Origin of the sequence: Tateyamaria sp. (assembly GCF_039945315.1) — a bacterium.
Lineage (GTDB): Bacteria > Pseudomonadota > Alphaproteobacteria > Rhodobacterales > Rhodobacteraceae > Tateyamaria.
The window spans coordinates 12,683-35,320 of sequence record NZ_JBDUXB010000018.1; the positions used below are offsets into that span (position 1 = coordinate 12,683).

General features: G+C 56.5%; 19 protein-coding genes and 1 pseudogene. 4 read left to right on the forward strand and 16 right to left on the reverse strand.

The window, feature by feature from the left end:
* Positions 1–21: 21 nt before the first annotated feature.
* The 4 genes from ABJD00_RS04520 to ABJD00_RS04535 are packed head-to-tail and all read right to left on the reverse strand — an operon-like array spanning position 22 to position 5,611.
* Positions 22–1,659: a GMC family oxidoreductase gene (locus tag ABJD00_RS04520; protein ID WP_413848514.1), complete on the reverse strand. Its 1,638-nt coding sequence runs from the start codon at positions 1,657–1,659 to the stop codon at positions 22–24.
* Positions 1,656–2,996 carry an NAD(P)H-dependent oxidoreductase gene (locus ABJD00_RS04525; RefSeq protein ID WP_106610557.1) on the reverse strand — a complete coding sequence of 447 codons (1,341 nt, stop codon included), beginning with the start codon at positions 2,994–2,996 and terminating at the stop codon, positions 1,656–1,658. Before ABJD00_RS04525 ends, ABJD00_RS04520 begins: the two co-directional genes overlap by 4 nt.
* A 9-nt stretch (positions 2,997–3,005) precedes the next feature.
* Positions 3,006–4,709 (reverse strand): dihydroxy-acid dehydratase, encoded by a 1,704-nt coding sequence (locus ABJD00_RS04530; protein WP_413848512.1) that lies wholly within the window; start codon positions 4,707–4,709, stop codon positions 3,006–3,008.
* Entirely contained in the window at positions 4,706–5,611 is a 906-nt protein-coding gene (locus ABJD00_RS04535) for an NAD(P)-dependent oxidoreductase (protein WP_413848510.1), read from the reverse strand. The genes ABJD00_RS04530 and ABJD00_RS04535 overlap by 4 nt, the downstream gene beginning before the upstream one ends.
* A gap of 1,224 nt (positions 5,612–6,835) precedes the next feature.
* Between ABJD00_RS04535 and ABJD00_RS04540 the strand changes: the two genes are divergently transcribed.
* Entirely contained in the window at positions 6,836–7,429 is a 594-nt protein-coding gene (locus tag ABJD00_RS04540) for a hypothetical protein (protein ID WP_413853675.1), read from the forward strand.
* A gap of 643 nt (positions 7,430–8,072) precedes the next feature.
* Here ABJD00_RS04540 and ABJD00_RS04545 read toward each other — a convergent pair.
* Both ABJD00_RS04545 and ABJD00_RS04550 read right to left on the reverse strand, forming a co-directional pair.
* Positions 8,073–10,175 (reverse strand): alkyl/aryl-sulfatase, encoded by a 2,103-nt coding sequence (locus ABJD00_RS04545; RefSeq protein WP_413848506.1) that lies wholly within the window; start codon positions 10,173–10,175, stop codon positions 8,073–8,075.
* A 94-nt stretch (positions 10,176–10,269) separates the two neighbouring features.
* Positions 10,270–10,986: a hypothetical protein gene (locus ABJD00_RS04550; protein WP_413848504.1), complete on the reverse strand. Its 717-nt coding sequence runs from the start codon at positions 10,984–10,986 to the stop codon at positions 10,270–10,272.
* Positions 10,987–11,139: 153 nt separating this feature from the next.
* Here ABJD00_RS04550 and ABJD00_RS04555 point away from each other — a divergent pair, with 153 nt between their 5' ends.
* Entirely contained in the window at positions 11,140–11,856 is a 717-nt protein-coding gene (locus tag ABJD00_RS04555; protein WP_348190354.1) for a Crp/Fnr family transcriptional regulator, read from the forward strand.
* 50 nt (positions 11,857–11,906) lie between these two features.
* Here the strand turns inward: ABJD00_RS04555 and ABJD00_RS04560 are convergent, their stop codons facing one another.
* From ABJD00_RS04560 to ABJD00_RS04590, 7 genes are all read right to left on the reverse strand, one after another.
* A complete protein-coding gene (locus ABJD00_RS04560; protein WP_413848531.1) occupies positions 11,907–12,065 on the reverse strand; it encodes an ion channel in 159 nt (52 codons plus the stop codon).
* A 453-nt stretch (positions 12,066–12,518) separates the two neighbouring features.
* Positions 12,519–12,716, reverse strand: a complete 198-nt coding sequence (locus tag ABJD00_RS04565) for a hypothetical protein (RefSeq protein ID WP_035262952.1) — start codon at positions 12,714–12,716, stop codon at positions 12,519–12,521.
* A gap of 321 nt (positions 12,717–13,037) precedes the next feature.
* Positions 13,038–14,330 (reverse strand): type II toxin-antitoxin system HipA family toxin, encoded by a 1,293-nt coding sequence (locus ABJD00_RS04570; RefSeq protein WP_348190358.1) that lies wholly within the window; start codon positions 14,328–14,330, stop codon positions 13,038–13,040.
* A complete protein-coding gene (locus ABJD00_RS04575; RefSeq protein WP_170449439.1) occupies positions 14,330–14,575 on the reverse strand; it encodes a helix-turn-helix domain-containing protein in 246 nt (81 codons plus the stop codon). Before ABJD00_RS04575 ends, ABJD00_RS04570 begins: the two co-directional genes overlap by 1 nt.
* Before the next feature lie 97 nt (positions 14,576–14,672).
* Entirely contained in the window at positions 14,673–15,539 is an 867-nt protein-coding gene (locus ABJD00_RS04580; RefSeq protein WP_348190361.1) for a hypothetical protein, read from the reverse strand.
* 432 nt (positions 15,540–15,971) lie between these two features.
* Positions 15,972–16,658 carry a D-lyxose/D-mannose family sugar isomerase gene (locus ABJD00_RS04585; RefSeq protein WP_413829846.1) on the reverse strand — a complete coding sequence of 229 codons (687 nt, stop codon included), beginning with the start codon at positions 16,656–16,658 and terminating at the stop codon, positions 15,972–15,974.
* Between the two features lie 142 nt (positions 16,659–16,800).
* Positions 16,801–17,760 carry a formylglycine-generating enzyme family protein gene (locus tag ABJD00_RS04590; protein WP_413829848.1) on the reverse strand — a complete coding sequence of 320 codons (960 nt, stop codon included), beginning with the start codon at positions 17,758–17,760 and terminating at the stop codon, positions 16,801–16,803.
* Positions 17,761–17,922: 162 nt separating this feature from the next.
* On the opposite strand from ABJD00_RS04590, the gene ltnD reads away from it, so the two are divergent.
* Together ltnD and ABJD00_RS04600 are read left to right on the forward strand one after the other, a co-directional pair.
* Complete coding sequence (gene ltnD, locus ABJD00_RS04595; RefSeq protein ID WP_413829850.1) at positions 17,923–18,828, forward strand: L-threonate dehydrogenase; 906 nt, start codon at positions 17,923–17,925, stop codon at positions 18,826–18,828.
* Positions 18,825–19,574: a hydroxypyruvate isomerase family protein gene (locus ABJD00_RS04600; protein WP_413829851.1), complete on the forward strand. Its 750-nt coding sequence runs from the start codon at positions 18,825–18,827 to the stop codon at positions 19,572–19,574. The genes ltnD and ABJD00_RS04600 overlap by 4 nt, the downstream gene beginning before the upstream one ends.
* On the opposite strand, the gene arsJ is transcribed toward ABJD00_RS04600, so the two are convergent.
* From arsJ to ABJD00_RS04615, 3 genes and pseudogenes are all read right to left on the reverse strand, one after another.
* Positions 19,540–20,805, reverse strand: coding sequence for an organoarsenical effux MFS transporter ArsJ (gene arsJ / locus ABJD00_RS04605; protein ID WP_413829853.1), 1,266 nt, complete (start codon positions 20,803–20,805; stop codon positions 19,540–19,542). The two genes, ABJD00_RS04600 and arsJ, sit on opposite strands and share 35 nt — an antisense overlap.
* Positions 20,802–21,794, reverse strand: a complete 993-nt coding sequence (locus tag ABJD00_RS04610; protein WP_413829855.1) for an ArsJ-associated glyceraldehyde-3-phosphate dehydrogenase — start codon at positions 21,792–21,794, stop codon at positions 20,802–20,804. The genes arsJ and ABJD00_RS04610 overlap by 4 nt, the downstream gene beginning before the upstream one ends.
* Positions 21,791–22,578: pseudogene (locus tag ABJD00_RS04615) on the reverse strand (ArsR family transcriptional regulator). Before ABJD00_RS04615 ends, ABJD00_RS04610 begins: the two are co-directional and overlap by 4 nt.
* Positions 22,579–22,638: the final 60 nt, after the last annotated feature.

Here is a 22,638-nt window from a genome sequence, read left to right on the forward strand (position 1 = left end):
TTGTCTCCTGTTGAAAACCCGTCAGAGGTCTGCGGGTGTAACTGTTTTGCCAAGGATCATGTCAGCGGCTTTTTCGGCAATCATCATCACAGGCGCATTGGTGTTGCCCGACGGCATGACAGGCATGACCGAAGCATCGGCGACGCGCAGACCTTGCAGGCCCCGCACACGAAGTTGGCTGTCGACTACCGCGCCTGGATCATCATCCGGTCCCATCCGCGCGGTTCCGATCATGTGGTAAACCGTGATGCCTTCGTGCTTTGCCCAATCCAGCAACTCATCATCGCTCTCGAGGCTTTGATCAGGGTTGGTCTTGCCGGTCAGATATGGCTGCAAGGGCGCAGTGGTCATCAGCTTGCGCGCCAATCGGATTGATCGCAGCAGCACCTGCTGATCACGCGGATCAGACAGGTAGTTCGGGTTGATCTCAGGCGGATCAAACGGATTGCGGGATACCGGACGGACATAGCCGTGGCTCTCTGGTCGCATTTGCCAGACCCCAACAGTCATACCCGGCACATTGTCTAAAAGGCCTACCGTGCCTTCGCGGAAGCTGGCAGGCGTCATCACATATTCAAGGTCCGGCGTTTCCAGCGCGTCCGAGGATTTCCAGAACAGATGCGTCAGCGACGGGCTGACCGATAAGATGCTGGGACGCCCCAAAAGCCATTTAGCAATCTCAAACCCCAAGGGAAGACCCTGCGCCATCGAATTGAAGGTTTTGATGCCCTTCAGGTGCGAAACCATGCGCACGCCGTAGTGATCGCGCAGGTTATTACCGACGCCGCACAGATCCGCTCGCACCCTAATACCCAACCCGCCAAGAACCTCGGCAGGCCCAATGCCTGACAATTGCAGCAATTTGGGCGTGTTCAGTGCTCCTGCACACAGAATGACCTCGCGCCGTGCGTGGACTTCGATTGTGGGGTTGCGTTGCTTGCCCAGACAATACCGAACGCCGTTGACACGACTCCCGTCAAAAAGAATTTCAGCCGCCTGCGCATTGGTACGAATATCGACATTGGACCGCTTGCGAGCTGGGCGCAGGAACGCCTTGGCCGCGCTATAGCGATAGCCTTTGTGGACGGTGCGCTGAAAATACCCGGTTCCGGCCTGATCGCCGCTGTTGTAGTCAGGATTGCGTGGGATGCCCATTTGCGCGGCACCCTCGATGAAGGCCTCGCAGATTGGATGGATCAGGTCCAGATCGGTGATCGGTAGCTCTCCATCGCGGCCACGTACGGCGTGGTCACCTGGTCCAATGCGCCGCTCTGAGCGTTTGAAATACGGGAGAATTTCGTTGTAGCTCCAGCCTGTATTTCCCATCTGCGCCCAAGCGTCATAGTCAGCGCTTTGACCACGCACATAGTTCAACCCGTTGATCGAGCTCGACCCGCCAAGCACACAACCCTGTGGCAAGGCAAAGCTCCGGTTTGCGGTTGCCGGGTTCGGTTTGGACTTGAAACTCCACGTCAATTTCGGCGAGTAGATGTTTTTGATGTAGCCCGCTGGAATATGGATGAACGGGTGCCGGTCCTTTGGACCGGCCTCAAGCAGACAAACCGAGGCACCATCTGCGCTAAGACGATTTACCATGATCGATCCGGCGGTGCCGCCACCGACCACCACGTAGTCAAAGGTATCGGCATCGGTGCTCATTTCAGCAACTGTTCTTCCATGCCGGTGCGCAGTTTATAGGCGTCTGTGGTTCTGTCGATCTTGATGTCATCCCAGGTGATCGCAGCGCCTTCTTTCACGGCCCGGATCAACGGGACATTATGTGCCAGTCCCAACGGCACATTGCCTTGCCGTACCGAAGATACTGCGGGCCGCAAGCCACCCGACACCGTATAACCGCCTTCGCCGTCCAGCATCTCGCCCACGGCCAAATCGCGCTTGGCAATTGCCGCACAATCAGCATTAAAGCAAATCGCGGCACCTGTCGCCTCCGCCCGCAGGGCCACCGATGCAACCGACACAGCAAGCTCCAATCCGATCATGTGCCAGCGTTTGTATAGCGTCATGTATTTGCCCGAGGGATCGGTCACGACTTTGTATTCCTCAAAGCAGTTTTTCAGATATTCAGTGTCGGCCTCGAAAACGACCCAGACGCCTTTGCGGATATCATAGGGGATCTGTTCGCCTTCACGGGTCAGACAAGACACGACGTCAACCAGCCCCTTGCGCTCCAAAACGCCCCCTTCGGATTTTGGACGCATCAGGGTGGGGATGTCATCAATGCCACCGGGGGGAAAAACCAAGCCGTTGTCAGGTGCCTCCAGCCCGGTGGCATTGGCAATGGCCGCAGATTCGATGGCGGGTTTAGACCCGTCAAGAAAGGCATTGAACATCTTAGGGTTCAGACGTCCGCGTTTGGCCTGCTCACGGGTCAAGCCCCAGTGATCCCAAACCGTGTCCGGAGTGGACTGGCGGTAATGCGGCAACCATTTATGGCCGCGACCCGCTGCCACCACACTAAAGCCACAGGTGCGCGCCCAATCGACCAGATCACTGGCCAACGCAGGCTGATCGCCATAGGCCATGGAGTAGATCACACCGGCCTCAGTTGCTCTTTGGGCCAGACCGGGACCGCAGAACGCATCCGCTTCGACGGTCACGTTAATCACGTTCTTGCCTTGTGCAAATGCGGCCAGACAGTGCGTCACAGCGGCTAGCGGATTACCTGTAGCCTCGATCACAATGTCGACTGCCGGATGTGCGGTCAACGCCTGCCAGTCATCGCTGACATGGGTTTTGCCTGAGTTCGCAGCGTCATCGAGGCTGGCGGCACTATGGGCCTCATAGGACCAACCCGCCAGTTTCATGTTTGATTTTGCGTTTGCTGGATTGAGGTCCACCACACCCACGATGTGGATCGCCGGGATGCGCACCGCTTGCGCCAAAAACATCGTGGCGAATTTTCCAGCACCGATCATGCCAACCCGAATTGGGTTCCCGGCAGTTGCACGTTCCTGCAATTTCTTGAAGAGATTCATCGAATAACCCTATATGTCAGATTTGCCAGATTGCGTGAGGAAATCAAAGTCACAGCCATCAGGGGCCTGAAGGACCGTCTGTTCATAAAGCGCACGGTAGCCGCGTTTGTGCCCTTTGGCTGGGGTAAACTCGCCAAGCCGGTTGGCGATTTCCTGATCTGACACCAAAAGGTCTATGGATTTGTCTTTCACCGACAGGCGGATGCGATCGCCGTTTCGAACAGCGGCCAATGGCCCGCCTGCGCCCGCCTCAGGAGAGATATGTAAAACGATGGTGCCAAATGCGGTGCCCGACATGCGCGCGTCCGAAATGCGCACCATGTCTTTTACACCAGTCCGCGCCAGTTTTTTAGGGATCGGCAGATAGCCCGCCTCGGGCATGCCTGCGGCGATCGGGCCCGCACCTTTCAGCACCATGATGTCACCCGCTTCGATATCAAGTTCGGGGTCATCAACCCGATTGGCAAGGTCTTCCAGACCCTCGAAAACGATGGCCCGACCTTCGGTTTCGAAAAGAGCCGGTGTTGCCGCCGCACGTTTGAAAATAGCACCATCCGGCGCGATATTGCCTTTGAGCGCGATCAACCCGCCTTGATCCGAAACGGGATTGTCAAATTCCCGGATCACCCGGCGATCGACCCATTCCATTTCCGGTTCCAGTCGATCCCCCAGAACCTGACCGGTCACATCGACCGTATCAAGATGCAGCAGATGGCGGATTTCACGCAGGATTGCGCCCACCCCCCCGGCTGAAAAGAAGTCTTCCATATAGCCGTCGCCCACGGGTTTCAGATCTACCAGAACAGGCGTTTCGTCAGAAATCTGGTTCAGACGCGCGTTCGGAATACGAATGCCCAACCGCCCGGCCACCGCTGTCAGATGCACAATCGCATTGGTCGAGCCACTGACAGCCATCAAAACCCGAAATGCGTTCTCGACCGAATGCTCTGTGATGATCTCGCTGGGCAGGCGCGGATTGGCGATCAGATCGACCGCTGTTTTACCGCTGAATTCAGCCGCGACCAACCGATCCGAATGCACTGCCGGGATCGCCGCACTTCCGGGCAACGACATGCCAAGCGTTTCGGCAATACAGGCCATCGTGCTGGCCGTGCCCATGACAGCACAGGTGCCCGCAGTCGTGGCCAAACGCCCTTCGACAACGTCAATTTCCTCACGCTCGACCTCGCCCGCGCGGTATTTGCCCCAAAACCGGCGGCAATCGGTGCAGGCACCCAGCCGCTCGCCCTTGTGCCGACCTGTCATCATTGGCCCTGTAACCAGTTGCACCGCCGGGATGTTTGCTGATGCGGCACCCATCAATTGCGCGGGCACCGTTTTGTCACAGCCACCGATCAGCACGACCGCATCCATGGGTTGCGCGCGCACCATCTCTTCGGTGTCCATGGACATCAGGTTGCGGTAGACCATGCTGGTGGGGTTCAGGAAAACTTCACCAAGGGACGTTGTGGGAAAGGGTCTTGGCAACGCGCCCGCCGCCAAAACGCCGCGCGACACGGCTTCGACAAGTTCGGGCATCGTGCGGTGGCAGTTGTTGAAACCTGACCCCGTTTCCGCAATGCCGACAATTGGTTTGCGCAACATGTCCTTTGACAGACCCATGGACCGCGCAAAGGACGAGCGCAGATATTCGGCAAAATCTTTGTCGCCGTAATTGGTCAACCCACCGCGAATGCCGTGTTCTTCGTTCATGCCTTGTCCTCTTTGAATGTGGTCGCGCGGAATTCCGTGCCGAGCAAACGCTCAAACACCAGGATCATGCCGCCTTTGTCCTTGTCGCCATGGCCTTCCAACAGGGCCTGCTGATAGGTTGCCGTCGCCGCTGCCAAAACTGGTGTGGGGATGTTGTGGCGTGCAGAAATCTCTGCGCCGCTGATCAGGTCTTTGTAGGCGGCCTGCATCGGGTAGCCATTGCTGAAATCACCTTGCAGGATGTTTGGTACGAAAAACTCAGAGGCATAGCTGCGGCCGGTTCCGGAATTCACCACTTCTGCGACCTGTTCGGGATTGATCCCCAATTTGGCGGACAAAGGCAGAATTTCCGCGAGGGCCGCCGCGTTGATATCAAACAACAGCTGATTGATCAGCTTGGTCAGCTGCCCCGCACCCACATCGCCCATGTGCAAAATCTTGGATGCCATAGTGGAGAGAGCGCCCTGAACCTCTGCCAGATCTTTTGCATTCCCACCAACCATCATAGTCAGCGACCCGTCCTCGGCTCGTTTTTGCATACCCGAAACCGGCGCGTCGAGAAATCGCAAGCCGACAGCCTGTAGCTGGTCCCTGATTTCCAGCGTTGCACCATATTCAATGGTGCTGGTGTCAACAACGAGCGCGCTTGGCTTCAAGTGTTGCGCCAATCCTGTATTTGAATCGAACAGCGCACTATCGACGATCTTTGCAGCAGGAAGGCAAGTGATCAGGACATCGACATCGGAAAATTGGTCGGTCTCGCCCGCTCCTTTGGCACCATTTCGCGCGACCTTGGCAACTGTGCTCGTATTTCGGTCATAGACCAACACCTCGTGTTTGAGGGCAAGGTTGATCGCCATTGGCGCGCCCATCTGCCCTAATCCAACAAAACCAAATTTCATCGACTGCGCCTCGTTTCTCATAACGTGTTTCGAGGCTATCATCGGGCTTGGCATTACAAGGCATTCCGAATGGTGATCCCCCCATTCGACTCTTGCGAGTTTACGGCCAAGAACTGTTAGTAAATCGACACCGTCCTGAATCGGGGCAACAATCTCGCGAGGGTCACACGATCGAGTTGGTGACACGGTGACTGTGATCCACGACAAAACCAAGCGGCCCGCTCAGTTCGAACTTTCTGAAAACACATGGGAGACCATTGTCGCGGGTATCAATTCACCTGCAGTGAACGGATGTAGGTTCAAATTTCCAAGCAAGTTTCACAACCGTCAGCACACCCCAGCTCGCCATTATGCCCGGCTTGTGCGGAGGTGAGAGGCTGAAATTGGGCTGAAACCAACTGGAACGGCACTCATTCGCTGAGCCGGACCAAAGTAGAGCAGAGATGCCGCAAAACTCGAATTATCAAAGCGGTTCAACTTCTGCTCAAACACACAAAGCTCGACAACACTGGATGATAACTCGGCGTCGAACTTGAAGATGCACTGGGCATAGCTGAAAAATCCACATGTGGGCTGTGTTGGCGGGCGGCACTTTCCGAACACGAATTTCCCGCTTCGTCCTTTCCCGATCCGAATATAACAAAAGAGCTGCTTGAATTCGCACCTCAGATTGGCTTTCAATGGCCGGTCTGGCGGCAACGGCCGCAACGCAGCGATAAGCGTGCCGCACTTGCGAGTAAATGCTGCATCAGCGAAGGCGGGAAAATGAATGTCGGTTGTGTCCCGCAACTGGGACATCCAAGGCTTGCGCAGCGAACGGCTGGTTATCCGCATTGCGGCCATTGGTGCATTGCGCAGCGGATGACCGTTGTGAGCCCAACTTGACCTTTTTCAAAACGGACAGTGAGACACTTCATTTGCCACGACGTCTGCAGCACACCTGAAGTTAGTGCGCGGCGGGCCGCCGTGGACTCGTGACTAACCCATGCTCAATCGCACTGTTGCGCATATGGAAACAAAGATGTCATTGCTGCCAATTTGTCTACAAAAAAGCTGCGCGATGCACAGTATTCACGCGCTCGGGGACGGGTCGCCCCGCCAATCACGCAATATTGTTGCATGGTCAAAGTAAATGTGGTCTCGCTCGTGGTGCATCTAAATCTGTATGGCAAGGAAAAACCTGCTAACCATCGTAAAATATACAACTTTTAAGGGAACGGACACGTGAAAAAATTATTATCGGCCTGTGCTTTCGCAGCCTGCGCCGCGTTTGCAAGCAGCCAAGCCGGAGCAACGACCCTTTCTTTGGATTTCTTAACGCCTGGAACTGGATCGACATTGGCGACGACACCGCTGACAACAACGGCAGGCACGATAACTGCAAGTGCCATCGATGGATTATTGTTTACCTCCACGTCCCCGGGGAGTGCTTACCTGGCGCATAGGCAAGGGGGGAGCGACAGTGATTTCGGTCAGCTTGCCTTTGATTTCGATGTCACTCAAATCTCGTTTGGATACTTTCCGGACACCGGTGGAATTCTGGCGCAGGTCCTCGATGCGAGCTTTAACGTCTTGGATACGTTCACCGACTCAGATACCGGAACAGTCGAGACTGCCGTCCTGAACGGGGCGGCCATTCGTTATTTCCGCTGGTCGGATCAACCCGGTGGGGGTTCGTTTTCCGGGCTGACTTCAATGGCACTGACTGCCGCCCCTGCTGCTGTGCCTCTGCCTGCGGGTCTGCCGCTTTTGGGTGCAGGGTTTTTGTGCCTGTTCACACTGCGCCGCAATCAAGCGCGGAAATCTGTCTCTGCCTAGGCAACCGACAAACACCAGATGACAAGACAACCCCGGCCCTTGTGCCGGGGTTTTTCATTCTGGTTTGCGATGTTTCGTGTTCCTGCGCCACGCCGTCTTTTGGAGCCTTTGGGCGATGCAGGGCCCGCGCGTCAGGCAAGGCAGGCGCAAGGGGGCATCGTGCGGTGTCACGCGCACCCCTTCCATGTTTGGCACGCTCATGAACCGACAAGGCGAACGGCAGCTTCGTCCGCATAGCAGAAGTTGATGCAAACTGCGGCGAATGGCTGGATAGAGCCCAATTGTGCCACTTTTCTGTTCCGCAGCTAAAGTCCGCTTTCGGGAAACCGACAAAACCGCCCCCGAAACTCGGCCTTCACGCGGCACGCATTTTGCGGCAACTGCGTGAAAAACCGTGCCGCGCCGCGATGTGAAAAGGCGCCGTTCATGCAGGGCGCAGCAAGCCGAGAGGGATCAATTCACCGATCGCGGACTTTCCTACCGTTTTCTGCAACCGGAAAATTTTTGCATTCTTGGCGGATCATCCGGTTCGAATGAAGGATCGTTGTAAACAACTGAGTGATTTTTTTTGAGAAAAAGTGTTTTTCGTAAACAGCGGCCGATCCATTTTGGACCGCCCGCTAATTTTTTTGTGACTGGCTATCTACTCGATCACAGTGCGCCCAATTTCAGCCTGGAAGGACTCGGAATGCGGTTGCTCTGAAGAATTGTCACGTGTTCCCGGAAGAACTTCGAACAATGGGTCAAAGTCGACCATGGCGGTAGCCAGGATACCAAGAATACCGATGTCCCCCTCGAAGGTCGCTGTGCCGTCGGCAAACTGAGTTTCCAGTTCTTTTTCGCCTGCCATAACGACTTCGAGGTCTGTGCGATTGATCGTCATCGACAGGTCCGGATCGTCGTGTAGATAGCCCTCGACATTGGTCAATGTCGAATTGGACAACTCGATCAGGAATTTTTCGCCGTTGTCAGGCGTGCTCAAATTGATCTTGTACTGGTGCCCAGAAACCTTGCGCCCATCCATCTTGATGGCGAGGAAATTCAGGAAGAGTTCGGTCGACATGGCCCGAATAACATCAGGGCTGGATGTGTCGGCGCTTTCACCCTCAGGAACGCCAGACCGGAGTTCAAAAGCCCCGGACAGAAATGAGTTTCGCAGGCCCGGATTTTCTTGTTGATAGCCAATCTGCTCGTACACATCTGCTAACAAGTGGCGCGCAGGCTGGTTCTGAGGCTCGGCCTGAACCAGTTTGTTTAGGACTTCGCTGGCCATCATGTAGTCACCGGCTTCGTGCAATTCCAACCCCTTTTTAATGATCGCCTCGGACCCGCCCATCATCTGGACATAAAGCGGTGCCGAATCTTCGGGGGAATTCGGGATAAGGGTGGCAGGGTTACAGTCCCAGAAGCCAAGGTATCGTTGGATAACGCCACGGCTGTTGTGCTCTGGCGAGCCATGATAACCGCGAGTATGCCAGGTTTGTTGCAGGCTTTCGGGCAATTCGTAAACGTTGTGGATCTGGTTGATGGTCACGCCCTGGTTCGCATGGTGCAAAACTTGGTTGTTCATATGCGCATAGAGATCACGTTGGTCGCGAAGCACCTGCTGGATGCGGTCATTTCCCCAACGTGGCCAGTGGTGCGAATAGAACATGACCTCGGCTTCCTGACCGTACAGCATCAACGCATGCGAGATGTATGTCGCCCAACGCAAGGGGTTGCGTACCGGTGCGCCACGCAACGTATAAATATTGTGCAAGGTTGCTGTGACATTTTCCGCCATCCACAGCGTCTTGGTTTCGGGGAAATAGGTATTCATGTTCGACGGTGCTTCGGTGCCTGGCGTGTTCTGGAAGATCATCCGAACGCCGTCGACGACGATGTCCTCGACATCGTCTTCAATAATGCGGGTTGGCGCGATCAGTCCGACTTGCCCCGCTGAGACACCCTGTCCGAGCCCCTGACTGACAAAACCGTGCGGGCTGGTGGGCAGTAACAGACCATATTGATAGAACAACCGCCGGTTCATCGCGTTGCCAGCATAGACGTTTTCCGAGATCGTATGCTCCATAAAGTCGCGCGGTGCGATGATCTCGACTTTGCCAGCGCGCACATCATCCTCATCAACGACACCGCGAACTCCACCCCAATGATCGGTGTGTGAATGAGAGTAAATCACAGCCGTCACCGGGCGGCCTTCTCCGACGTGTTCTTGGAAAAACTCAAGCGCAGCGCGCGCCGGTTCTGCCGAAATCAGCGGGTCGATCACGATCCAGCCAGTCTCACCTCGGACAAATGAAATATCCGACAAGTCAAACCCGCGGACTTGATAGAAACCGGGTCGAACTTCGTAGACCCCGTAGTTCTGGTTCAGACGCGCAATGCGCTGCAGCGAGGGGTGAATGCTGTCGAAATCTTCGTCAGTGTCCAGAAAATCAAAGCGCTCTTTATCCCAAGCGACATGTCCAGCATCGGCCATGATCTGCTTTTTGGGCATCTCGGCAATCAATCCGCGTTTCTGTTCATCGAAATCCAGCGTGTCGGAAAACGGTAGATCCTTGCGCGCTTTGTCAAGCACCGCTTTTGTATGTGCAGAAGGTGCTTTGCCTTTGGGGTGAAAATGACCTTCAAGTGGTGTTGCTTCTTGAGCATGGGCAACGGCGTCGTCCAGAAGCACGTGGCCGGCCACAGCAAATGCGGCCCCTGCGGATGGGAGGGTTTTCAGAAAGTTGCGTCGTGTCGTCATTTTTTTCTCCTTGGGATGAAACTGATAAGGTGCAGAACCGGCTTGGTTCGCTGGAAAAGATCGAACTCCATAACCGAAGTACGAACTTGGAACTTCAGTGCCTTTGGCCGTCGTCGAACGTGTCTAAATCGCCATTTCTGTGCAGCGCTTTATGAACGTATGGCCAAATTTCTCTTGGGATGGCCTCATGCAGCTGATCCTGAATGCTCAGCAATTCTGACCGTTTGGCGTGCCATTCTTTGTCGAACTCCGAAGCTAAAGGCCGCAACGCGTTGATTGGTGAGTTTGGCTCACGTAAAACCCGGATAAGTTCGGCTTCCAACATGCTTTGCATGACATTCAGAACAAGGGCCTTGGCATGGATTTGACGCGCGATGGCTGTTAATTCCGGAGAGTTTTCATCGCTCAAGCGCACCAGTGCGGCCTCAAGCCTTTCCGACAATTTCACAATTTCCTCGATCGGGTAGCTGCGGGCAAAACCCAAAATTGTCATGATTGATTTCACCGCAACATCGACCAATTCCGAGCACTGACAAGATGTGGTGGCACCGGGCAATCCTGAAGAATGAGACGTTGTTTTGTCGTTGGAATGCTGCCCGTTAGCCTTCCTCGACGAGCTTCTTTTGTGAAACGTTTCAGTCACGCTCTCATCCTTTATTGCTCCGGACTTGTGCACCAATCTGGTGAAGACGAACTGGCTCATCACATTAGCGTTTGAGCCGGTTGCGTTGACCGTAGCCCGAGGGGCGCAATGCAAACTGCTCTCCAGATGTATTCTTGCGAACTTTTTAGATGGCAGCGTCTGGCTCATTCATATGGAAGACCTGGTGGCATTAGTTCTGACGCCTCACCGCATTGTTCGTCTCATCGGCTAGACTGTCTGCCTTGCACACCCATCTTCCTTGCTGATCGGGAATCCCAGGGGTAGGCTAATGGCCTGAAACCACGATCTTGGGTGGGAATATTGACAGTACAATCAAAGCAACTTTCCGCCGGGCAAAGGACCATCCTAACGCGCGATGGGTGGCTTTCACTGCAAAGCCTGGATTTTCAGGATTCGTTTTTGGCACTTGGCACGGTCAAGCAGTTCGAAGCCGGGTACTGCCTCTATGCTTTGGACAGTCAGGTGTCACATGTCTACGGCCTCATTGATGGGCAAATTGACGTGCATCTGCTTTCGTCGACATTCGAAGAGATTGCCTTTCCCTCAACAGGGCGTGGCAAGTGGTACAGCTTTAGTGATGCTATTACGGGTGATCGCACCGCAGGAACCGCGATTCTAAAAACCCAATCCACGATGTTTTGCATCCCAAGGGCAAAATTCCTTACATTTTTGGATGTCGACCCAACTCATTACAGAGCCATCATTTCTCACGACAATATTTTGCGGAGGCACATTCAGAGAGTTCTTATGGATGCTCTTACCGGATCCGAGGTTGAGCGCGTCGTGATCCGGTTGCAGGCACTTGTAGACGGTCAAAACACCGATGTTGGAACGAGCCTGAAGCTTACACAAACCGAGTTGGCAGCGATGGCAGGGGTATCGTTACCGACGGTTCAGCGAACATTTCGACTGCTAAAGAAATTTGAGGCGGTGGAAACTACCTATGGTGAAATTCAAATCACCGATCGTGAGAAGTTATCCCAATTGCAGGATAGCTTGGAGCAATCGAAGGGCTGAATCACTTTTCTAGGCGGCTTCGAAAACTCATTATTACCAAGCGACAGAAGTCATGGAATTGCTTTGACGGCCATTTCTACGGAATGCACGCCTGTTCCAACAAAAACACCGGCAAGCAATAGTCCGACGAAAGCTTTCATCACTGCCAGAGTTCTACTAGACAGCCATGGTGGCCTGAGGTCGCCATACCCCACAGTCGTTGCGTAAATGCAGGAAAACGCCTTTCAACGCACTGTAAATGTAACGAAAATCCGGACACGAATTGCCAGAATCGGAAATAATCGACCAAAGCTTGCAATTCTGCAGTGAATATTCCGTCGGTGTGGTTGAGTTCCTGAACTGAAGGCTGCAATTTCGAAAAGCACGACCTACGCAACGTCAAATCCAAACCGCTTTGTTGCACTCGCCATTGCGAACAATGCCGACTCCCTTGGTGAATGGCTGGATTGGAGCCCGTTACGTCAGTCGATGTGGATTGGTCGAAGGTCCGGAATGTCCGCAGAGCACCAGTTCCCCCAACTGCCGGTTCTGCACTTGCAGCGAAAGTCCGGTCTGAGGAGTTGCACTGAAGCGACATCGGATGCTTGTGGAAGTCCAATTGGCAGCGATCCACACCTAACTTCGGGGTTATCCGGGGCGGGCTACCCGCCCCGGCACCGCTGTCATTCGGTGACTGGATCTTCATCGCGGCGCGGGAAGGCGACCATTTCGACGTCGGGGAACATGCTGTGTTTGACGTTGATTGAGGTGATGTTGCCGCTGTCGTCGGTGTTGACGAAGAGGACGCCGCAGCGATCCCAGAAGTTCTTGCCGTCTTTTTCGCCGGATTTGACGTTCAGTTTCAGAGTTTGGGTAGCCATTTTTTGATCCTCACTTTGAGTGTTTCGATGAACATGACCAAAGCTGGCACCAAGGGGCTGTCAGCGAGAAACTTGCCTCGCGAGGAATGCGCTGGCGCAGGGGAATTTTCTTGTTGAAGCGGGGTTTGTCCCGCGTCTGACACGGCTGCCCGCTTATGTTCAGCAATCAGAAACACGGCGTTGAGGATCTGAGTTTGGCCATCAATCTCTGGGCTTTCCCGCCAAAGCTGGCCTAGAACGCTGAAACCCCTGTATTGGGCCAGAAGATTGCTCTCAGTTAATATGACCTACCGACCATAAAGCGGAAATATGATCTGCGGATCATACGGCATGAAAGGCAATCGCCCGACGTCGTATGCCAGCAGCAATGGCTTCCGCCAATGGCTGTGGAAACCCATCCGGCACGTCTGCTAGTGTCTTGTCCAAGCCGGGTTCAAGCTCAGACGCGGCGCCCGACAAGATCTCTTCCACCAGCGCCACACCAAAACCTGCCGCCTTCGCAGCCTGCAGGAAATGACGCGGCACCACCTCGTTGATCCGGTAGTGTCCGTCGACGGCCATCGCGAGGCGCATGCGGTTCTGACGGATTTGACCGTCATCTACCGCTTTCTGGGCGCTCAGCACGTCATAAAGCGGGGTCATGCGGAACCCGCCGGGGCGCAATGCGATGCTGAAATTCTTAGCGTGCCCGTCTGTCGCGCCCAAGAGCCAAAACAGCACCTGCGCACGGAAGAACGCGCGCTGATCTGTTTCAGGGTCATCACTACCATTCAGCAATCCGATCCCTTCGGTGATCCCCGGCCCGCCATCCATTTGGTATTTTTGGCTGGGTGGGACTGTCAGCGCTTGGCAAAAGTCTTCTTGCGGGAGGCGGATCAAGCGGCCATCCTTGGTCCAACGCCGATCAAACCGCGTCACGACAAGGCTCCGCACGTCTTCAAAATCGGCAATCTCGACCTCCGCCACATCCATGCCCATGGCGCGGCAGAAGCTCATACAGAAGAACTCGTTCTCGACGCTATCGGACAAATCGATCCCTGCAGGCAGAACGCCAAGCTGGGTCTTGAGGATATGGGTTGTTGGGGTGAGCCCTGATGGACGGATCCACACGCCCTCGTGGCGCAACAGCGCGGTTTTCTCCTGCGCCCCTGCGATGGAAATACGGAAGTCGTCTTCCTCGTCCAAGCCTAGCGGAGCGCTTGCGAGGTTGCGCAGCATATCCGCAATCTGTGCCTCGGAAACGGGCTCTCCCGCGAGTGCGCCAACCTCGGGGATCTCACCCGAAACAAACTGCAAGGCCCCCACACAATCGCGGCCGATCTTCTCCAGCATGTGCCATGCGTCCGTGCCGCCTGCGCGCACTCGAGCGGCAACGCGTTCACGTATCGCCTGATTGTCCGGCAGCAGGTTTTCCAAGTAGGCGATCACAGGGCCGCCCTGATGCGCCTCTTCGCGCAAAGGCAGTGACAACGAGATGGGCATGGCATGTTCCCATGCCAACCATTCCGGATCATAGGTAAAGCTGATCGCGCCTGAACCAGCGAGACGCAAAGCCCCCACCAACCGCCCGTTCAGAAGCACTTGCATCGTGCCGCTACGCCCGTGTTTGGCCATCAGAAGATATCCTCAATCTCAAGCGAGCCACCGCGCTCCACCAATCGGAACTCAAGCCCAAGTGCCGCCATGACAGCGAGCACTGTGGCGAGCTTCGCTCCCGTGTCGCCATTCTCGAGCGACGAAATCGTCGCGACGCGCAAATTCGTGCGCGCGCTGATATCGCTTTGGGTCCAGCCGCGCGCTTTGCGCGTCCTACGGAGTGCCTCTCCGATTTGCTCGGCCGTTCGTGCTGTGAGATCCATGATGTGGCTCCTTTTACGGCACAGCGTAAATCAAAGTAAATTACGCCGCAACGTAAATATTCACTTTTTACGCCATAGCGTAACAATCGAGCCGCACTCATGCCTGCAGCCCCGCAGCTCGAACTTGCTCAGGCGTCACCAGCTTTGCAGCGATCAAGTCCTCGATCTGCCGGTTGGTGATGTGACGACACAGCGGATGGCGCTCGTGGATCCACTCAGTGAGGCTCGCACGCCCTTTGGCTTCGGCCTCTCGCGCCTTCTCACGGTCGGCTTGTATCTGGGCAAGCCCCTTCTCCCACCGGCGCATCTTGAACCAGTTGTCCGAGAAACAGACCTTGCTGCGCGTGTAGCCCTCGCTTTCCTTCGCATAGGCTTTGACCACCTGCTTCAGGTCATCGGACGTCACTCCGGCTTTCACCGTCGCTGAGATCAAGCGCAGAGTAGTTCTCCGGTCTCGGATCCTGTCCTGAGGATAGGCCACTAGGACCTTCTCAGATTCAAGATCTTCAACCTCCTCCTCCGCCGCCTCGCGCCTTCGCGTAGGTGGTTTATGGATGGTTTTAGGATGGTTTGGGGTCCACCGTGAACCCCGTACCCCGTTCACCGTGGACCCCGTACCGGGTTCAGGCTGGACGGGGTTCACAGTGACCCCCGTCTGAATGTCGGGCTCAGCCGTGGGTTCGAGCGCGGCCACGCGTTCCAAAACGATCCGGTAAATGACGGTGTAGCCGTTCTTGCACTGCCGCCGCCCTGTCTCGATCAGAATGCCTTCGCGCAGGAAGTCGATGATGGTGCGCTTGACGGTGCTCTCGCTGAGCTCTGTGTGGCGCTGGATGGTCCCCTTGGAGCACCAGATGCCCGAGCCGTCATCGCTCGCTTTATCGGCTAGGAACATGATGATCTGCTTGCGCGCGGCGCTGCCAAAGCGACGCTCTGCGCATTCGTTTGCGATACGCCAGCTCATTGGACCACCTCACCGGTCAGAGGTCGCGAAAAAGCCGACTGAGCGTTTGCGGAGCGGTAGTGGCCCGTGCTAATGTCTTTCGAAAGCTGACAGGCTTTTTCTATTTGGCCCCGGTTCACAGTTGCCGCTGTGACGGGGCCTTTTTCGTTTTGAACCGGCGAACTTGGCTTTGAAACTTTCGCTTTTTGTTCACTTTTTGTCAGGGGGCATTTTGCGCCCCTAAGTCGTTGTTTTTGCTTTATCTCTTTCTGGATTGCAAATCCGTGTACACCGGTTCGATTCCGGTACTCGCCTCCAATGTGCGATTAAGCAGTCCAACCCTCGCCGCGGAACAAAACTCCACTATTGTCGGGCATGGAGGTATGTCTTTCTTTTTTCTGACACAGGTCTTGCGACCCAGGATCATTGATCGACAATTATTTCCTGGTACTTCTAACTCAGCCACTTGTCGTAGTCACTGACCAACAAACGCTTGGGGTCAGTGTCTTCTTCGATGTTCGAAAAACGGCCAATAGGCTGACGGAAAATATTGTCAGTCTCGTCATCGTTGACCGTCGAGACTTCGCCGATCAGCACGTCCCCGCTTTCACCCCAGAACGCATGCCAATCTCCGGGCATCAGCGTGATGCTCTCTCCTGGCGCCAGCGCGAGTTTGTCGCCCGGGCCATACTCCTTGCGGATACCATCGCACCACACGGTGCCGCCGCGATTTTCGGCGAAATTGCCCGCGTCATCAGAGCCATACAGCTCGATGATCAACGTCGCTCCACCGCGATTGATGATATCTTCGGCCTTGATCACATGCGTATGCATCGGGCTCAGCTGATCCTGTTTCGAGATCAGCAGCTTTTCGGCATAACACATGCCCCCGCCTCTTTGCAGATCCGCCAGACGGCCGTTGCGCAATGTGAACAGGAACAAGCCCATCTCGTCATAGCGCCCTGCCCCATAATCGGTCACGTCCCAGCCACAGCGCGACGAAATGACATGTGCCGCGTCATCCTTTTTCGCGGCAAAGGCGTCCGGCGTCCAATTGGCAAAGGGCGGCAGCACAAAGCCGAACGACCGGATCATGTCTTCGCCTTCGTCCAGCAGGTCGTTGATCCGCGATCTTTTCATGTACTCAATCCTGAAGTTGCGAGATTTTGATCACCATTGCTGAGGTCAGTATGAAAAGTCCAGCAGCGGAAAGTTCCTTTTGATGGGATCACCGGAAGGGCGCGCGCTGACGGATTTTGATCGCAGGCAGTGCCGCTTGCTTTCAAACCGGATACACCAGCCGAAACCCGTGGTGCGACGTCGAGCTGTCTGCGGACGTTCCGCTCCGTGCCGCGATCCTGTAGCGATAACAATAGGATGCGTGGCACAAAAACGAGCCCCCCTTGCTTAACTTGTAACCAGCTTTGCCCGTGTGCACGGCCTGCACTGACCGTTTCAGTGACTTTACCTTGAAGGGCAGTGACGTCCATTCCCAGACATTCCCAACCATGTTGTAAAGCCCATAGCCATTGGGCGAAAAAGAGCGTGCGGGGGCCGTGCCCACATACCCATCAAGGCCCAGATCGCTGTGCGGAAACTGGCCTTGCCAGATGTTGCAGGGGAAATGTGCGACATCGTCCGGATCGCCTTCGCCCCACGGATAGGGCACATCACCCAGTCCACCACGTGCAGCGTGCTCCCACTCGACCTCGGTCGGCAGTCGCCCGCCCGCCCATGCAGCAAAGGTCTTGGCGTCATTCCAGGTGATGTGGACAACGGGATGGTCGGGATCGCAGGCCGCCTCTGATCCCGGGCCATTTGGGCACCGCCAATAGGCACCTTTGATCACGCGCCACCATGGCACTTCGGCCACCGCTTGGCTGGGCGGTGCGTCATCGGGAAGGAAGTTGATGAACACGAATGAATCGCCGATCCGTTCAGCCTCGGTCTTGTACCCCGTTGCCGCAACAAAGGAGGTAAAGCGGGCATTGGTGACGGTTGTGACATCCATCTTGAACGGCTTGACCTTTTTGCGCTGCAACGGCCCCTCGCCGTCTGCAGGCAAGTGTGGTGCGTTCGTACCCACAAGGGCAATGCCACCGGGAATATCCGCTGTTTCGGGGGTGGCCAGCGCAGTCGTCGCAATCATCGGTGCCGCAGGTATGTCGACGCCATCACCTGACGCCCGCGCGGGCAAGCAACAGCCCTTTGCTTTTGCAGATGGTGCGTTGTGCCGGGTCATATCAAATACGCTTCGCTCTGCCTTGCCTTCGGGCGGCATGGTGGCCTGCGCACATCCCTGATTGCAAGAGGCGTTGATACAAACGCGGCCATGCACCCCGCCCCTTGCGCTTTGCTTTTTGTTTGTCGAAGACTGCGCACAAATCAAACAAGGATGCGCCCCATGACCACACCCCATCGTACAGCAGTAATCGGGCTCGGCTCCATGGGATACGGGATTGCGCAATCCTGTCTGGCGGCGAGGCACACGACCCACGGCTATGACGTCATCCCGGATCAAACCGCACGGTTCTCAGCGGAGGGAGGCGCGCCCGGCGCGCTTAGCGACGTGGCTGACACATTGGATGCTGTCATTGTGGTCGTTCTGAATGCCGCACAAACAGAAAACGTGCTGTTTGGCGCAGACGGCGTTGTACCGCATATGCGCGCGGGGGCGGTTGTGATGGCCTGCGCCACTGTTCCGCCAGAGTTTGCGCGCCAGATGGAGGCCCGTTGTGGCGAGGTCGGCGTCCACTATCTTGACGCACCCATCTCGGGCGGTTCGATCAAAGCGGCGGAAGGCGCGCTGTCGGTGATGGCCTCTGGCACGCCCGAAGCCTTCGCCGCGGCCGACCACGTGCTCAAGGCCACGGCCACGACCGTGTTTGAGCTTGGCGATCACGCAGGCCCCGGATCGGCGATGAAGGCCGTGAACCAATTGCTTGCAGGCGTGCACATCGCCACCATGGCCGAGGCCTTGACATTTGGCATGACACAAGGCGTCGACCCCGCTCAATTCGTCGAAGTGATCAGCAAATGTGCCGGGTCCAGCTGGATGCTGGAAAATCGCGCCCCTCACATCGTGGCAGGTGACTATACACCGCATTCATCCGTGAACATCTGGCCCAAAGACCTTGGGATTGTTCTGGATATCGCAAAATCGGCCAGTTTCTCGGCCCCAATCACAGCCGCTGCCCTACAGCAATTCGTAGCCGCCGCCGGGATGGGATTGGGCGGCGAAGACGACGCGGCTGTGGCCAAGGTCTATGCCCGGAACGCCCAACTGACCTTGCCCGGAGACGAGACATGAAATTCTCGGCCAATCTCGGGTTTCTCTGGGCTGACTGCCCGTTGCCGGAGGCCATTCGTGCCGCGCACGCTGCCGGGTTCGACGCGGTCGAGTTGCACTGGCCGTATGAAACCCCGGCGCGGGACGTCAAAGCGGCACTCGACGCCACCGGCCTGCCCATCCTCGGCCTTAACACACGGCGCGGGGACGTGGCGGCCGGCGAAAACGGCCTTGCCGCTCTGCCCGGTCGCGAGGGCGACGCACGCGCGGTCATTGACGAAGCCATCGCCTATGCAGATGTCGTCGGTGCTGGTGCTATCCATGTGATGTGCGGCTTTGGCACAGGCGACGAGGCACACGCGACATTTATCGAAAATCTGCGCTATGCCTGTGCGTCCACTCCGAAAACCATCCTGATCGAACCGCTCAACCGCCATGATGCACCGGGCTATTTCCTTTCCACCACCGACCAAGCGCGCGACATCATCGCCGAAGTTGGGGCGACCAACCTCAAGCTGATGTTTGATTGTTATCACGTTGGTCGGAACGAGGGCGACGTGACCACGCGGTTCACCGATTTGCGTGACATCATTGGACATATTCAGTTCGCGTCCGTCCCTGACCGTGGGGCGCCGGACCATGGTGAATTGAACTATGCCCACATCTTCGCATCCCTTGCAGACTGGTCTGGCCCGTTGGGTGCTGAATACAAACCGGGCGGCGATACGGACGCTACACTGGGGTGGCTGGCGCAATTTCGCGGTTGATCCGCCCAATCGATAGCCAACTGAGCGCAATCATCAGCGCCGCCGTCCCAAGGCATAGGGGCAGCCCTCCGAACTGATATGTCAGGCCGGACAACACCGTTCCGATCAAACGCCCCGCGGCGTTCGCCATGTAGTAAAACCCGACATCCATCGTCACCCGTTCCGCGCTGGTAAAGGCGAGGATCAGATAGGAATGCAGCGAAGAATTGAGGGCAAAAAGAACCCCAAAGATCAGCAGTCCCACAACAACCAAGGCAGTCAGCCAAACCGTTGGCCCGCCAGCAAAATACGCAGCAAGCGCCAATGCGGCAGGGACCAAGAACAACGTGCCCACCCAGAACCGCGCACTGGCGGCAAGGTCAGCCTCACTGTGCGTCGCACTACGCAGAATGGCGGGCGCGCGCGCCTGTACAGCGCCATAGAGGATCACCCAAATCGCCATGAAGATACCAATCATAAAGAATGCAGCGCGCTGAGCCTCAGGGGTGCCATCGCTCAGGACCGCGTAAAAGTAGATTGGGATACCCACGACAAACCACACATCGCGCGCGCCAAACAGAAACACGCGCGCAGCGCTCAGCCAATTGACGCGCGGGTTTCTGGAAAACACCTCGTTGAATTTCACATCCTTACGCCCGCCCGGCAATCCCGGCGGCATCCCAAGCAATACGATCACAAGGATTGCGCCCAAAACCGCCGCCATGCCCAGAACAGAAGGAACAAAGCCAAAAAGCGCCAGCGCGCCGGCCCCAAGCAAAAAGCCAAACCCTTTCACCGCGTTCTTCGACCCCGTCAGCAGGGCAACCCAGCGGAACAGCCCGTCGCCTTCGGGGGCAAGCAGTTTGACGGCCGATTTGGACGACATCTTGGCCAGATCCTTGGCCACACCAGACAGGCACTGCACCAGCATAACAAACACGACCGATGCGGCCACGGACCACGCCGGGTCCAGCTGCGTCAGCGCCAGCAGCGCCACAACCTGTAACGTCAGCCCGGCATAAAGGGTCGACGTCAACCCGAAGCGCGCCGCGATCCAACCCGCTGACAAGTTCGTCACCACACCCGCGATCTCGTAAAGCACAAAGAGGTAGGCAAGCTGCACCGGCGAAAAACCAAGGCTGTTGAAGTGCAACAGCACCAACATCCTGAGCGCGCCATCTGTCAGCATGAACGCCCAATAGGCGGCCGTCACCGCGATATAGGCCGCAAAGCCCTTTGGACGATCCGTCACAAAGACGCGCCTACCATCTGTGCCACATCAACGAGGCGATGGGCATAGCCCCACTCGTTGTCATACCACGCATAGACCTTCACCTGCGTGCCGTTCACCACCATGGTTGAGGGCGCATCAATGATGCTGGAGCGTGGATCATTGGTGTAGTCTGTCGACACAAGAGGGCGCGTCTCATAGCCCAAAATGCCTGCGAGCGGACCGTTAGCTGCCGCTTCGAACATCGCATTTACCTCCTCCACGCTCGTCTCCCGTTCCACTTCGAACACGCAGTCGGTGAGCGAGGCATTGAGTAGCGGAACACGCACCGCGTGCCCGTTCAGCTTGCCCACGAGGTCCGGGTAGATCAGCGTGATGGCCGTGGCCGACCCCGTGGTCGTCGGGATCATCGAATTCAGAGCGGACCGTGCACGCCGCCAGTCTTTGGCGGGTCGGTCCACAATGGTCTGCGTGTTGGTCACATCGTGGATCGTGGTGATCGACCCATGCTTGATGCCCAACCCCTCATGAATGACTTTAACCACAGGGGCCAAGCAATTGGTTGTGCAGGATGCCGCCGTCACAATGGGCTGCCCGCTATACGCCTCGTTGTTGACGCCATAGACGATATTGGCCGTCTCACCATCCTTGACCGGGGCAGATACGATGACCTTTTTTACGCCTGCTTGAAAATATGGAGTCAGCTTGGCTTCGGTCTTGAACACGCCCGTACAGTCGATGACCACATCCACGCCGTCCAGTGGCAGATCTTCGATCGAGCGCACACCAAGAGCCGGGATCACGGTGCCGTCGATTGTGATGCTTTTCTCGTCCGCGCTGAACTGCGCGGGCCAGCGCCCGTGAACCGTATCGAATTCGAGCAAATGCGCATGCATCGCCGGATCACCCACGGCGTCGTTCACAAAGGCAATGTGGCAGCCGCGTTCCAGCAGCGGCCGCAAGGCCAGTTTTCCGATCCGGCCAAGGCCATTCAGGGCATATGTCGTCATGTGGTTTCCTTGTTGCGGCCGATCTCGTCGACTTTGTGTTGGAGGGAGGCCCGGGTCAACGTTTCCAGAGGCAGGGCCGAGAAAGCGATGATGCGATTGCGCATGGCGCCAAAGGTCTGTTGGAAGGCAAGGCGCTTTTCTGCGTCCGTGCCTGTGGCCTTCACCGGGTCAGGCAGGCCCCAGTGGGCCGAATGGGCTGTCCGTGCCAGGCCGGGCATTCCTCGTTTGCGGCTTGATCACAGACGGTGAACACGAAATCCATCACTGGTGCGTCCTCGCCTTGAAACTCCGCAATGTTCTTGGCGCGCAGAGCGGCGATATCGAACCCCTTCTGGTCCAGCATCTCAACCACGAATGGGTTGAGTTCAGATTGCGGTTTTGTGCCGGCAGAATAAACGTTGAACCGGTCGCCTGCCTGATGGCGCATGATGGCCTCGGCAAAGATCGAACGGGCAGAGTTACCAGTGCAGATGAACAGAACGTTTTGCTTGGCGTCAGAGATGGGCGCGCTTTCTTTGAATGGGTCCACCAAACCGAGCGGGCACAGATCCGGCCGCCCGTTGCAACACTCATCGAACACCTGAGCAACCATGGTCCGGGCCCCTTGCATATCGACGCTATAGCGCAGCGATGTGCCCGCTCGGTCCTGACGGATCAATCCGGCACCGGACAGGGCGGCCAGGTAGACAGAGGTGGTCGAGGCTTTGAACCCAAGGACGACTGAAATCTCGCCCGCAGGCAACGCATCGGGATAACGTCGCATCAACAGGCGAAACACATCCATCCGTGGCGCGTGGGCAAGGGTCGAGAGTTGGTCAAGCAGCATGGGCGGCTATATTTCATG